General features: G+C 42.4%; 12 protein-coding genes. 10 read left to right on the top strand and 2 right to left on the bottom strand.

Annotated elements, in window-relative coordinates; translation table 11 throughout:
- Positions 1 to 14 precede the first annotated feature (14 nt).
- A complete protein-coding gene (dnaN, locus tag QZZ36_RS07425) occupies positions 15 to 1,118 on the bottom strand; it encodes a DNA polymerase III subunit beta (RefSeq protein ID WP_295079274.1) in 1,104 nt (367 codons plus the stop codon).
- Positions 1,119 to 1,577: 459 nt separating this feature from the next.
- The gene (gene dnaA / locus QZZ36_RS07420; RefSeq protein ID WP_295079270.1) at positions 1,578 to 2,948 is read right to left on the bottom strand and encodes a chromosomal replication initiator protein DnaA; all 1,371 of its coding nucleotides are present in this window, start codon (positions 2,946 to 2,948) and stop codon (positions 1,578 to 1,580) included.
- Positions 2,949 to 3,483: 535 nt separating this feature from the next.
- On the opposite strand from dnaA, the gene rpmH reads away from it, so the two are divergent.
- The 10 genes from rpmH (at position 3,484) to QZZ36_RS07370 (ending at position 12,534) form a co-directional block, all read left to right on the top strand.
- Positions 3,484 to 3,618, top strand: a complete 135-nt coding sequence (gene rpmH / locus QZZ36_RS07415; protein WP_009986162.1) for a 50S ribosomal protein L34 — start codon at positions 3,484 to 3,486, stop codon at positions 3,616 to 3,618.
- Positions 3,619 to 3,684: 66 nt separating this feature from the next.
- Positions 3,685 to 4,053 (top strand): ribonuclease P protein component, encoded by a 369-nt coding sequence (rnpA, locus tag QZZ36_RS07410; protein ID WP_295079267.1) that lies wholly within the window; start codon positions 3,685 to 3,687, stop codon positions 4,051 to 4,053.
- A complete protein-coding gene (gene yidD, locus QZZ36_RS07405) occupies positions 4,050 to 4,328 on the top strand; it encodes a membrane protein insertion efficiency factor YidD (protein ID WP_295079264.1) in 279 nt (92 codons plus the stop codon). Before rnpA ends, yidD begins: the two co-directional genes overlap by 4 nt.
- Before the next feature lie 17 nt (positions 4,329 to 4,345).
- The gene (locus QZZ36_RS07400) at positions 4,346 to 5,485 is read left to right on the top strand and encodes a YidC/Oxa1 family membrane protein insertase (RefSeq protein WP_295079261.1); all 1,140 of its coding nucleotides are present in this window, start codon (positions 4,346 to 4,348) and stop codon (positions 5,483 to 5,485) included.
- A 21-nt stretch (positions 5,486 to 5,506) separates the two neighbouring features.
- Positions 5,507 to 6,583, top strand: coding sequence for an RNA-binding cell elongation regulator Jag/EloR (jag, locus tag QZZ36_RS07395; protein ID WP_295079258.1), 1,077 nt, complete (start codon positions 5,507 to 5,509; stop codon positions 6,581 to 6,583).
- A gap of 54 nt (positions 6,584 to 6,637) precedes the next feature.
- Positions 6,638 to 7,999, top strand: coding sequence for a tRNA uridine-5-carboxymethylaminomethyl(34) synthesis GTPase MnmE (gene mnmE, locus QZZ36_RS07390; protein ID WP_295079255.1), 1,362 nt, complete (start codon positions 6,638 to 6,640; stop codon positions 7,997 to 7,999).
- A 33-nt stretch (positions 8,000 to 8,032) separates the two neighbouring features.
- Positions 8,033 to 9,910, top strand: coding sequence for a tRNA uridine-5-carboxymethylaminomethyl(34) synthesis enzyme MnmG (gene mnmG / locus QZZ36_RS07385; RefSeq protein ID WP_295079252.1), 1,878 nt, complete (start codon positions 8,033 to 8,035; stop codon positions 9,908 to 9,910).
- A 1-nt stretch (position 9,911) separates the two neighbouring features.
- Positions 9,912 to 10,616 carry a 16S rRNA (guanine(527)-N(7))-methyltransferase RsmG gene (gene rsmG / locus QZZ36_RS07380; protein ID WP_295079249.1) on the top strand — a complete coding sequence of 235 codons (705 nt, stop codon included), beginning with the start codon at positions 9,912 to 9,914 and terminating at the stop codon, positions 10,614 to 10,616.
- Between the two features lie 118 nt (positions 10,617 to 10,734).
- On the top strand, positions 10,735 to 11,550 hold the full coding sequence (locus QZZ36_RS07375; RefSeq protein ID WP_295079246.1) for a ParB/RepB/Spo0J family partition protein: 816 nt from the start codon (positions 10,735 to 10,737) through the stop codon (positions 11,548 to 11,550).
- A 156-nt stretch (positions 11,551 to 11,706) separates the two neighbouring features.
- Positions 11,707 to 12,534, top strand: a complete 828-nt coding sequence (locus tag QZZ36_RS07370) for an AAA family ATPase (RefSeq protein ID WP_295079244.1) — start codon at positions 11,707 to 11,709, stop codon at positions 12,532 to 12,534.

The raw sequence follows: 12,534 nt of genomic DNA, 5'->3' as shown, positions 1-12,534 counted from the left end.
GTAGCTATTTTCCGTCAGTTTTTGAGCTGTATCGGCATTACCAGGAATATGAAGCTCTCTCCCTCAAGAGGAAGTATCTCTATTACCTTCATTGCGCCGTTGAAACGGATACGCACTTTATCTCCCTCTGCTGCTCTGAGAGCTTCGAGGATAAGTTTATTGTTAAAGCCGATAGTAACAGTTTCTCCTGAAATATCGGCAGAAATAGCGTCATTTATCTTGCCTATGCCGGTTTTGCAGCTTACCTTTACTACGCCGTTTCCGATCTCGCAGCGTATGGGCGACTTGTTCTTATCGTCGATAAGCAGCGAGCAGCGTTCGAGACAGGTAGAAAAATCCCTCTTGCTGATTATCACCTCTGTCTTGCAGCCGCTGGGTATACTTAGCTTGTAGTTGTGGAATACTCCTTCGAGAAGCCTTGATATAACAAATACATTTCCGATCTCAAAAATAATGTGACGGTCGTTAGTACAAACTGTGCAGAGCTTATCATCATCGTCCTTGATAAGAGTAGATACTTCAAGAAGAGCCTTTTTCGGTACTACAAAGTGATATTTCTCCGTGCAGTCCGTCATCTCGTTCCTGATCGCCAGTCTGAAACCGTCAATTGCAACCATATTGAAGCTGCCGTCCTCAATATCGAAAAGCTCGCCTGTAAGAACGGGCTTGCTCTCATTGAGTGAAGCAGCATAGCTTGTCATATTTATCATTGATTTGAGTATGCTCTGCTTTACTGAAAAGCTTCTTGCGGAGTCGACCTTCGGGAGCTCCGGATACTCGCTTGCTGACATTGCGGGGAAGCTGCACTCTGTCGCGCTGCAGGATATGCTTATAACAAGATTTTCATCTATGTCGAAAGTTATCTCATCTCCCGACATACGTCTTGTAAACTCACTGAAAAGTCTTGCGCTTACAACAAATTCGCCTTCTCCTTCAGTATTCGCATTTATTGAAGTACGTATACCCATTTCGAGATTATATGCGGTAAGCTCAACGCTTCCTCTGGATACACGTACTTTTATTCCTTCAAGAGCAGGTATGGTCGATTTCTGTGATACCGCTCTGGAGACATTTCCTATTGCCTCGCTGATCTCTGTTTTATCGCAAATGAACTTCATTGTATATGCCTCCGTGAAACTTAACTCATGATAAGCTAAGATAAGAATATTTATATTGTTGTTGTTATTGTGTCGGTGGAAAAGTTGGAACAGACCATTTTTGAAGATATACGCTGCTAAACTCGTCCACACGGCATTGTTGTGAAATTTTTGAAATTGTGGAACAGGCATTAACCTGTCTGATTTTTTGTTCAAAGGGTTTATTGATGTTGAGTTGAAACTGAAAAATAGTTGAGAAAAAAGTGGAAACGGATTATTTGTAATAATATTTTATATTTTATTTCACAACCCTGTTAAGTGTTGAATATTTACTGTGTTGAAATTAAATTATATTTTTTCAGCAGCTGTGAAATGGTTAGACTAATGAACATGAAATTTCAGATTGGTCTTACCAAACACAGTTTTAAACATTGTGTTGAAAACTGTGTTAAATGAGCAGTTTTCAACTTTTTAAACAGTTCAGACCTTGCTCTTATCCTTGATATTTTTTATGATATCGTTTACAAGATTTTTGAGGTTATTGTCCTTTTCCATAGACTCTGTTACGCTTGTTACCGAATAAACTATAGTTGAGTGGTCTCTGCCTCCGAACTCCGTACCTATGGAAGCAAGGGGCATCTGAGTTATCTCACGGACAACATATATAGCTACCTTACGGGCAGTTGATATCTGAGCCGAACGCTTGCTTGAACGGAGATCGTCGGGAGATACTCCGTATACTGTTGATACCTCTGAGATTATCTTCTCAACTGTGATCGGGATAGGCTGCTCGTCTGTGAGCACGTCGCGGATAACGCTCTGAGCCATTGATATGGTTATGGGGCTTCCTGCGAAGTGATTGAGAGCCTTCAGACGTACAACAGCGCCTTCAAGCTGACGGATATTTGATTTCAGGCGGTTTGCCATGAATTCAGCTACCTCACTTGGCATTTTCAGCTCTAAAAGCTCGGATTTTCTGTTTATGATAGCAAGTCTTGTCTCATAGTCAGGAGCTGAGATATCAGCTATCAGACCGCCCTCGAAACGTGTGCGGAGACGCTCTTCAAGGGTGAGCAGCTCCTTTGGCGGTTTATCAGATGTGATAACTATCTGCTTGCCCTCCTGATGCAGCTTGTAGAAGGTGTGGAAGAACTCCTCCTGCATACGTTCTCTTCCTGAGAAGAACTGGATATCGTCTATGAGGAGAATATCCGCGTTTCTGTACTTGTCGTGAAAATCGGATATTGAGCTCTTGTTGAGAGCGCTTACCAGATCGCTTCCGAAGGTCTCGCTGGTAACATAAACGATATTGAAATCGGGATGATTCTTTCTTACCTCGTTTGCGATAGCTGTTATAAGGTGAGTCTTGCCCATTCCCGACGGACCGTAGATAAACAGCGGATTATAATCGGGAACTGCCTTTGAGCCGCAGTTCTTCGCAACTGATTTGCTGCAGGCAAGTGCAAATTCGTTTGAACGTCCCTCGATGAAGGTATCGAAGGTATAGTCATAGTTAGCGAATTTATATGACTGCTCGAATTCTGCGTGTTTCTGTTCGAGCTCCGCGTCAGTAGGTACTTTTATCTTTTCCGGCTCGTCTGATTCAACATTGATGACGATATTGACATTGAGTCCGAGAACATTGAAGAAAGCGTCTTTAAGGATGTCGTTATATGTAGTCATGACGATATTCTTCTGAAAATCTGTCTGAACGCTGAAAATAGCTTCAGATCCGTTGAAAGTAACCGGAACGAGCGGATCGATCCATGTTTTTATACCTATTTCTGGTATTTTTCCGTTTTCAAGGCAGTAACCCTTCACTGTCTCGAAAACCTCGTCGAATGAATTCATAGAAACCTCCGAATGATTGTAAGTTTTATTGGAGAAAAAATCCATACTCTCCTATTTAATATATAAGAACATTATATCATAAACGGCTCTGAAATGCAAGCTAATTTCACTGTCAAGTATTTAAAAAATGAATGGTTTTTTAACACGTAAATTGACATATTGTTGAAAACTGTGTTGAATAATAAAAAATTAGTCTCACAGAACTCTATACTTAGCCTGTGAAAAAGTTGAATAACGATTGTGAAATAGTCATTAAAACCGGCGGCAGCACAGAAATGATATTTTTTGGCGTAAAAATAAAAATCAGACAATGTGTTGAAATTTCAAGTCTTAAAGTTTAAGATATATTGGTAAAAAAACTGAAAATACAGACAGGGATAAAAAAATTTCCCGAATTGCTTGACACAGAGGCATTTTTAATATATAATGATTTAGTGTAATGCAGGGCGAAGTGTCTCTGTGCGCAATTTAAAATGCTCAGAGCTGTTATTAGGACGGCTCTTGTATATGATCCGAAGAGAGGAGGACACTGAATATGAAAAGAACATATCAGCCTAAGAAGCTCCACAGAAAGAAGGAGCACGGCTTCATGAAGAGAATGGCTACCAAGAATGGCAGAAAGGTTTTAGCTCGTAGAAGATCTAAGGGCAGAGCAAGATTAACTCACTGACGAGGCTGACCACAAAATCTTTATTTTGTGGTCTTTTTTGTTAGGACACTGTATGCAGGTGCAAATATGCTTTATACGGAAATATTGAACGATAATAAGGACTTTCTTACCCTGTATAAAAAGGGTAGATATGCCGCTTCAAAATATTCTGTGATATACGTCAGACCTAACGGCAAGCCCTTCAACCGCCTCGGTATAACCGCAGGAAAAAAAGTAGGGAATGCTGTCTGCCGCAACAGAGCCAAAAGACTTATCCGCCTTGCTTATCGTAATTCGGAGGTAAATATGCCTGTGGGAATGGATATCGTCATAGTGGCAAGAGCTGCTATATGCAGTATAAAATCAGATGAGTACTGCGGCTATATGGACAAGTACGGAGTGAATGACATAAATAAGATGTTCAGAAGCTTTGACGTAAAGAATAAACGTGTATGAAATATATTGTTTTGATATTGATTCGGTTCTATCAGAAATTCATTTCTCCGCTTTTTCCGCCTAAATGCAAATATTACCCTACCTGCAGCACCTATGCTCTGAATGCTGTAAAACGTTTTGGCGTGATAAGAGGTTCTGCTCTTGCCGCATGGAGACTGCTCCGCTGCAATCCGTGGTCAATGGGCGGTATAGACCATGTTCCGGAAAAATTTACTTTCAGAGTAAAAAAGTATGATTTCACCGATCCTGATTACGGTGAAGAAGAGAACAAATGATTTAAGAGGGATGAATATTGAATTTAATTTATACGTTAATGGGCGTGCCTCTCGGCTACCTTATGAGACTTATCTATGCGATCTGCAATAACTATGCTATCGCGATAATACTGTTTACTTTGGTTACAAAGATACTGCTCTTTCCTGTCAGCTACAAGACACAGAAGGACGCAGCAAGAAGAAATCTTCTTAACCCTAAGCTGCAGAAGCTGAAAAAGAGCTTCGCAAACAATCCACAGAGATTCCAGGAGGAACAGCAGAAGCTGTTTCAGGAGGAAGGTATAAACAATTTTTCATCATGTCTTCCTATGCTGGTACAGATGCTCATACTCTTCGGAGTTATCGAGGTTATTTACAAGCCTATAACCCATATCCTGAATATATCAAAATATGTTATACAGGACGCTGTTTCGATTGCAGGCGCTGACATCGCTGAGCTTGCAAAGAACGGCACCAGAAATATGAGATGTGAGCTCCTTACCATGGAGCACCTCAGCAATCACGGCGATAAGTATTCTTCACTCGGTGAGAATTTCCTTTCAAAAGTGTCTGAGTTCAATGAAAAATTCACACTTTTCGGTGCAAATCTCGGAAAGACTCCTTCACTCCACCCGGAAGCATGGACAAAAGAAGCTGTTATACTCTTCGCTATCCCCTTCCTTGCAGGTCTTTCACAGCTCCTGATATCTGTTTACACTCAGATGTATCAGAAAAAGCAGAATCCTGTAGATGCTCCCGGCGGCGGATGCATTACCGTTATGACATTTGCAATGCCTGTCATATCTGTTATATTTGCGTTCGGACTTCCGGCAGGTATAGGCTTTTACTGGATATGCCAGTCAGTATTCATGTTTATCATAACTTTTGCGCTTAACTGCTACTTCTCTCCCGAGCGTGTAAAGGTTATAAATGAAAAAGAAAAAGAAAAAGCAAAAATCTATGCAGAAAAACATCCGAATAAGAAGTCATTCATGCAGAAAATGATGGAGCAGCAGAATGCTCTCAATGATCAGAACAATTCTTCTTCCGGTAAAAATAAAGGTATGTCACGTTCTGAACAGAACAAGCAGAACCGTGATAAGCTGAAGGAAGCAAGAAGACGTATGGCTGAAAAATATGGTGATTCTTATGACGATGATAATGATGAAGAGGACTGAGTCCTCAGGGAGGTATAAAGTATGACTGAAATTTTCACAGCAAGATCCGTTGAAGAGGCTAAAGAACTTGCAGCAAAGAAGTTCGGAAAAAATATCAGTGAGATCAGATTTGAGATCCTTGATGAAGGCAAAAAGGGTCTTTTCGGACTCGGATCAAAAGAAGCAAAAGTAAAGGCAACAGTAGCAGACGGTACTCCTGTACAGGCTGCAGCTCCCAAGGAAGCTCCAAAGGCTCCTGAGACTACAACTACCACAACAGCTCCTGTTGAAAAGAAGGCTGAGCCTGTGACTGTTACGGTTGCAGAAAAGCCTGTTGTAACAACAGAAACAAAGGCAGACACAGCAGAAAAGACCGCAGATACGGAAGCAGCTCCGGAAGAGATCGAGGAAGAGTCGTTCTCACTTGATAACTTCACTCTTATTGAGGACGAGTCACTTGTAAATCCAAAGGTAAAGCTTGCAAAGGACTATATCACAAGCATACTCAGAGCTATGGACGTTGATGTTGAGTTCAAGGTTTATCAGAACGAAACAGGTGCGGTTATCAATATCGAGAGCAATAACAACGGTACTATCATCGGCAGACGCGGTGAGACTCTTGACGCTATACAGTACCTCTGCTCTATAATCGCTAACAAGGGCGACAAGGACTACTACAGGATAACAATCGACTGTCTCGGTTACAGGAGCAAGAGAAAGGATACTCTTGAGCAGCTCGCTGCAAAGGTCGCAAAGTCTGTTCTCAGAACAGGACGTTCACAGCCCCTTGAGCCTATGAATCCCTATGAGAGAAGAGTTATCCACTCTGCTATCTCAAATATCGAAGGCGTTTCTTCACGTTCAGTAGGTGAAGAGCCTTACAGAAAGATCATCATTTCTTCAAATAATCCGAGAAGCGGAGGCAGACGCGACAATCGCCGCGGAAACGGCGGAAGACGCGATAACAGACGCGGAAACGGCGGTAATAAGAACCGCGAGAGAGAGGTAAATATGGAGCGCAGAAGCGTGAACCTCTCAACAAGCTTCGAGAAGGACTACAAGAGACCAAAGCCTGAGGACGAGATACAGGGCGGTCTTTACGGAAAGATCGAGCTTTGATTCTGAATATCTGAAACAACGGCTTTATGCCGTTGTTTTTTTAGGAGTGATTTAATGTCGACTATAGCCGCTATCTCAACTCCGAATGCTGTAGGAGGTATAGCTGTTATACGTATATCAGGCGAGGAAGCGCTAAGCGTTGCGGAGAAGATATTCTCCCCTTACGGCGGTAAAAAGGTTGCAGAAATGGAGGGTTATACCTGCGCTTACGGTATTGCCCATGACGGTGATGAAAGGATAGATGACTGTATCCTGACTGTGTTCAGGGCTCCTCATAGTTATACAGGCGAGGATATCGCGGAGCTTTCATGCCATGGCGGACTTTACGTCACAAAGAAGATACTGCGAGCTGCTCTGAAAAACGGAGCTGTCAACGCGGAGGGCGGCGAGTTCACAAAAAGAGCCTATCTCAACGGAAAGCTTGATCTCACTCAGGCGGAAGCGGTCATGGATATTATTTCCGCAAAGGGTGAGCGGGAGCTTAAAATGGCGGAGAGTCTGCGTGAGGGAGCTGCCTTTAAAAAAGCGAAGCTATGCTCAGACAAGCTTATGAAGATACTCGGCGATCTTGCGGCGTGGGCTGATTATCCTGAGGAGGATATACCCGAAGTCCGTCCGGATGTTCTCGCTGAGGAGCTGAAAAGTGTTCGTGCCGAACTGCTGTCGCTGATAAAGAACTACGACAGCGGCAGGATACTTCGTGAGGGAATTGCAACGGCAATTATCGGACGTCCGAACGTCGGAAAGTCTACCCTTTTCAACTGTCTGAGCGGCTGCGAGAGAAGCATTGTTACAGAGATAGCCGGAACAACACGTGATATAATCGAGGAGTCGGTCCGTATCGGCGACATCACTCTGAGGCTTTCGGATACTGCCGGTATCCACGAAACTGATGACATTATCGAGGGCATAGGAGTTGAGATGGCTGAGAAAATGATCTCTTCATCTGAACTTGTAATTGCGGTCTTTGACGGAAGTTGTCCGCTCACAGAGGACGATTTATATTTAATTAATAAAATTAATAAGAATAAAACTGTTGCCGTTATAAATAAGAATGATGTCGGACAGATGATCGACACTTCCCTGCTTGAAGATAAAGTTCAACATATTGTATATCTTTCGGCTAAGGAAAATACCGGTGTAGACGAGCTTTATGATAAGATACAGAGCATTTTTAAATTGAATGAAGCTGATTTTGATACTGTTACTGCCGCAAATGAGCGGCAGAAAAAGTGTATCGACAAAGCTCTTGAAGGTATTGAAAGTGCTATTTCATCACTTGAAATCGGTGAAATGCTCGACGCAGTGAATATTCTGATAGATGAAGCTGAGCAGTCTTTGCTCATGCTTACGGGAGAAAAAATTACGGACGCAGTGGTAGATGAAGTGTTTTCACGCTTCTGCGTCGGCAAATAATGTTTCATGTGAAACAAAAAAGGAGGGATATTTTTGAACTACGAAATGGGAGAATTTGATGTGGCAATAGTCGGTGCAGGTCACGCAGGTGTCGAAGCAGCGCTTGCTGCCGCCAGACTTGGCTGCAAAACGGTGATGTTTACCATATCACTTGATCAGATTGCAAATATGCCGTGTAACCCATCAATCGGCGGAACTGCAAAGGGTCATCTCGTCCGTGAAATCGACGCATTGGGCGGAGAAATGGGCAAAGCTGCGGATAAATGCTTTATACAGAGCCGTATGCTGAATCGCGGAAAAGGTCCTGCTGTTCACAGTCTGAGAGTTCAGGCGGACAGAGTTGAGTACCATAAATATATGAAAAATGTTTGTGAAAAACAAAAAAATCTCTTTGTAAAACAGGCTGAGATATCTGATGTTATAATAGAAAATAATAAAGTAACAGGTGTGAGGACAAAGCTCGGAGCCGAATACAAGGTAAAAGCTGCGATTATTGCGACCGGAACATATCTTAAAGGAAAGATCCATATTGGCGAAGTTTCATATGAAAGTGGTCCGGATTCTGCCTTGCCAAGCAACTTATTATCAAAAAGTCTTATTGAAAGCGGAGTTGAATTGAGAAGATTTAAAACAGGTACTCCCTGCCGCGTAAATAAAAGAAGTATTAATTTTGATATAATGGAAAGGCAGGACGGAGACGAGAACATAGTCCCCTTCTCATTTGAAACTGATCCGGAACAACTTGATAATAAAGTAAGCTGTTATGTGACATATACCAACAGTAAAACACATGAGGTCATACTTGCAAACCTTGACAGATCACCGTTATATTCAGGAAGGATAGAGGGTGTAGGTCCAAGGTATTGTCCGTCCATTGAGGACAAGATAGTGAGATTTTCTGACAAGCCAAGACATCAGCTTTTTGTAGAGCCGATGGGTCTGTCAACAGAAGAGTACTATTTACAGGGAATGTCATCGTCACTGCCTGAGGACGTACAGCTTGCCTTCCTGAGAACCATAGACGGACTGGAAGACGTAGAGATAATGAGACCGGCTTACGCGATAGAGTATGACTGCTGTAATCCGAATCAGCTCCTCCCTACTCTTGAATTCAAGAATATCGAGGGACTTTACGGTGCTGGACAGTTCAACGGAAGCTCAGGCTATGAGGAGGCTGCTGCACAGGGTATCGTTGCCGGTATTAACGCTGCTCTGAAGATTAAAGGCAAAGAGCCGATGATTCTTGACCGTGCAAGCTCCTATATAGGAACTCTTGTGGACGATCTTGTTACAAAGGGCTGTTCTGACCCTTATAGAATGATGACTTCACGCAGCGAATACAGGCTTATTCTGCGCCAGGATAATGCTGATCAAAGGCTTACTCCTGTCGGTTACAAGCTCGGTCTCATCTCTCAGGAGCGCTTCGACGCGCTCATCGAAAAGGAAAAACTCACTTCTGAGGAGATTGAAAGAGTGTCAAAGCTCAATATTTCGCCGACAAATGAGATAAACTCTTTTCTTGAGGAGCGTTGTACTTCCCCGCTTGCTACCGGTTGTAAAATGTCCGACCTTATAAGGCGTCCGCAGCTTTTTTATAACGATCTTGCGGAGTTCGACCCTGATCGTCCGGAGCTGCCTGCTGATGTTGCGGAACAGGTCGAGCTCCAGATTAAATATGAAGGCTACATACAGAAACAGCTTCTTCAGATAGAACAGATGAGAAAAATGGAATCAAAGAAGCTTCCGAAGGATATGGACTACAGCCTTATTTACGGCCTCAGGCTTGAAGCTGTCGAGAAGATGAATAAGATCAAGCCGCTTTCAATCGGACAGGCTTCGAGAATATCCGGAGTATCACCCGCTGATATTTCTATGCTTGCTGTTTGGCTCATGCATGAGAAGGGAGAATGATATGCTTCCTGATTTTGAACTATGTTGCTCTCAGTTTGAGGCTTCGGGACTTGAACTGACAAGAGAGTTGTATGACAAGCTTTGTATATACGCTGATTTTCTGATAGAATACAATGAAAAGGTGAATCTCACGGCAATTTCAGAGCCTGTTGAGATTCTACGCAAGCATTTTATTGACAGTATTCTCTTGTCCAAATATGTCGATATTTCGATTGATTCCAGTATTATCGACATTGGAACGGGTGCCGGCTTCCCTTCTGTTCCGCTTAAACTTTTCAGAAATGATATAAAGCTCACATTGCTTGACAGTCTGAATAAACGTATCGAATTCCTTGCTCAGCTTTGTGACAGGCTTGATATCGAAGCTGAGATGATACACGGAAGAGCTGAAGATATTGCGAAAAAGCCTGAATACCGCGAAACGTTTGACTTTTCCTGCGCACGTGCGGTTGCCAATCTCTCACTTTTAAGTGAATATTGTATCCCTTTTGTCAGAGTTGGCGGCAGGTTTATTTCAATGAAGGGACCTAACGAAGATCTCAGTGAAGGCGAAAATGCGGTAAAACTGCTTGGCGGTAAGATCGAACAGATCACGGACTATGAGCTTTTTGGTGAGAAACGCAAGATCGTTACTGTAAAGAAAATATCGCAGACTCCGCCAAAATACCCCAGAAACAGCAGTCAGATTAAAAAGAAACAGCTTTGATAATCAAAAATAATGTCTGGTTATCCGTCGTTTTATCAATAAACGGCGGATTTTTTTTATAGAAAATATTTCCCGGCAGTGCTAAAATTATGATATCAACTTTAATGGAGGTCATAATATGGCAGGATTTTTAAATATTGCAAAGGAAAAGCTTATAAATAAGGTAGTAGAGATCTCAGTTGATGATATTATCCCGAATCCAAATCAACCGAGGTCGGATTTCAGCGAAGATATAACTCCCCTTGCCGAATCAATTGCCCAGAATGGTATTTTACAGCCAATTTCTGTACGAAAAAAAGGTTTCAAATACGAGCTTATCACCGGCGAACGCCGTCTCAGAGCTGCAAAAATGTGTGGATTTCCTGTGGTACCTTGTATTGTTCACGAAGTCAGCGACAGACATTCGGCAGTTTTAGCGCTCGTTGAGAATATACAGCGACAGGATCTTTCTTTTTTCGACGAAGCTTCCGCAATTGAAAAGCTTATTGCTGATTATGGTATGACACAGGAAATTGCCGCAGCTAAACTTGGACGTGCTCAGAGCACTATTGCAAATAAGCTCAGGCTTCTGAGACTTACTGAAAAGGAACGATCCCTTATTATACAGTACGGACTGACAGAGCGCCATGCGAGGTCTCTTCTCAGACTTGGCAGTTCCGAGGACAGATTGTTTATTCTTGATAAGATAATCAGGAATAATCTTAATGTTGAGCGCTCTGAACGACTTATCGACGAATTTATCGGTAATCAGCGCAACAGAGCAAGTTATAAGAAGCGTTCTGTGGTGTTTCAGAATGTAAAGATGTTTGTCAACACGATAAATAAGGCTGTCGAGACTATGCAGGCAGCCGGAATATCTGCGGATTCCAAGAAAATTCAGAGCGAGGACTATATTGAGTACCGCGTAAGGATTCCGATACAAAAGAAAAATTGATATAAATTGTTTCACATGAAACATTTCATATGTTTCATGTGTTTTTTTGTGCGTATGTTTCACGTGAAACATTTTTCAAAAATTTCTTTGTTTTATATTTACATTAGAATCAAAAAGTGGTATAATAATATAAGTAATTCTTGAAAGGAAGATATTATGGGCAAGATAATCGCTGTTGCCAACCAGAAAGGTGGCGTAGGAAAAACAACAACCGTTATAAATATCGCGGCATATCTGGGTTCAAGGGGCTTCCGGGTGCTTTGTATCGATGTCGATCCGCAGGGTAATACAACAACGGGCTTCGGAATAAAGAAAAAGTCCGTCAGCGTTTCTGCTTATGACGTTTTAACAGGAAAAGCCCGGATCCAGGAGGCTGTTATCCCAACTGAGTTTGAAAATGTTTCTATCGTGCCTGCTACTGAAGCTCTTGCGGGCTGCGAGATCGAGCTCGTTGAGTATGAGAACAGAGTTAACCGCCTGAAAATGCAGGTGCTGACCTGCAAGGACGATTACGATTACATATTCATAGACTGTCCGCCTGCGCTTGGAACTATCACCATAAACGGACTTGTTGCCTGTGACAGTATTATCGTGCCAATGCTTGCGGAGTTTTATGCTCTTGAAGGTCTTTCTCAGCTGGTAAACACTATTAAAATAGTTAAAAATAATTATAATCCGGCGCTTGAGATCGAGGGAATTCTCTTTACTATGTTCGACGGCAGACTTAATGTCGCCAATGATGTTGTTACAGAAGTCGAGAAATACTTCCCGGACAAGATTTTCAGGACAAAGGTGCCGAGAAATGTGCGTATCTCGGAAGCTCCCAGCCACGGAAAACCGGTAATGTACTACGACAAGACCTCAAAGGGTTCTGAGGCATATGAACTGGTGTGCCATGAGATGCTTGGCGAACCGCTGGAGCTCCCGAAAAAGAAAAAGATATTTTCATTCAGAAAAAATAAGAAAGGAAAACGTTCGTCTTGA

Origin of the sequence: Ruminococcus sp., assembly GCF_016287535.1 — a bacterium.
In the GTDB taxonomy this organism is placed as follows: Bacteria; Bacillota; Clostridia; order Oscillospirales; family Ruminococcaceae; genus Ruminococcus.
This window is presented reverse-complemented; position numbering and strand designations above follow the sequence as displayed.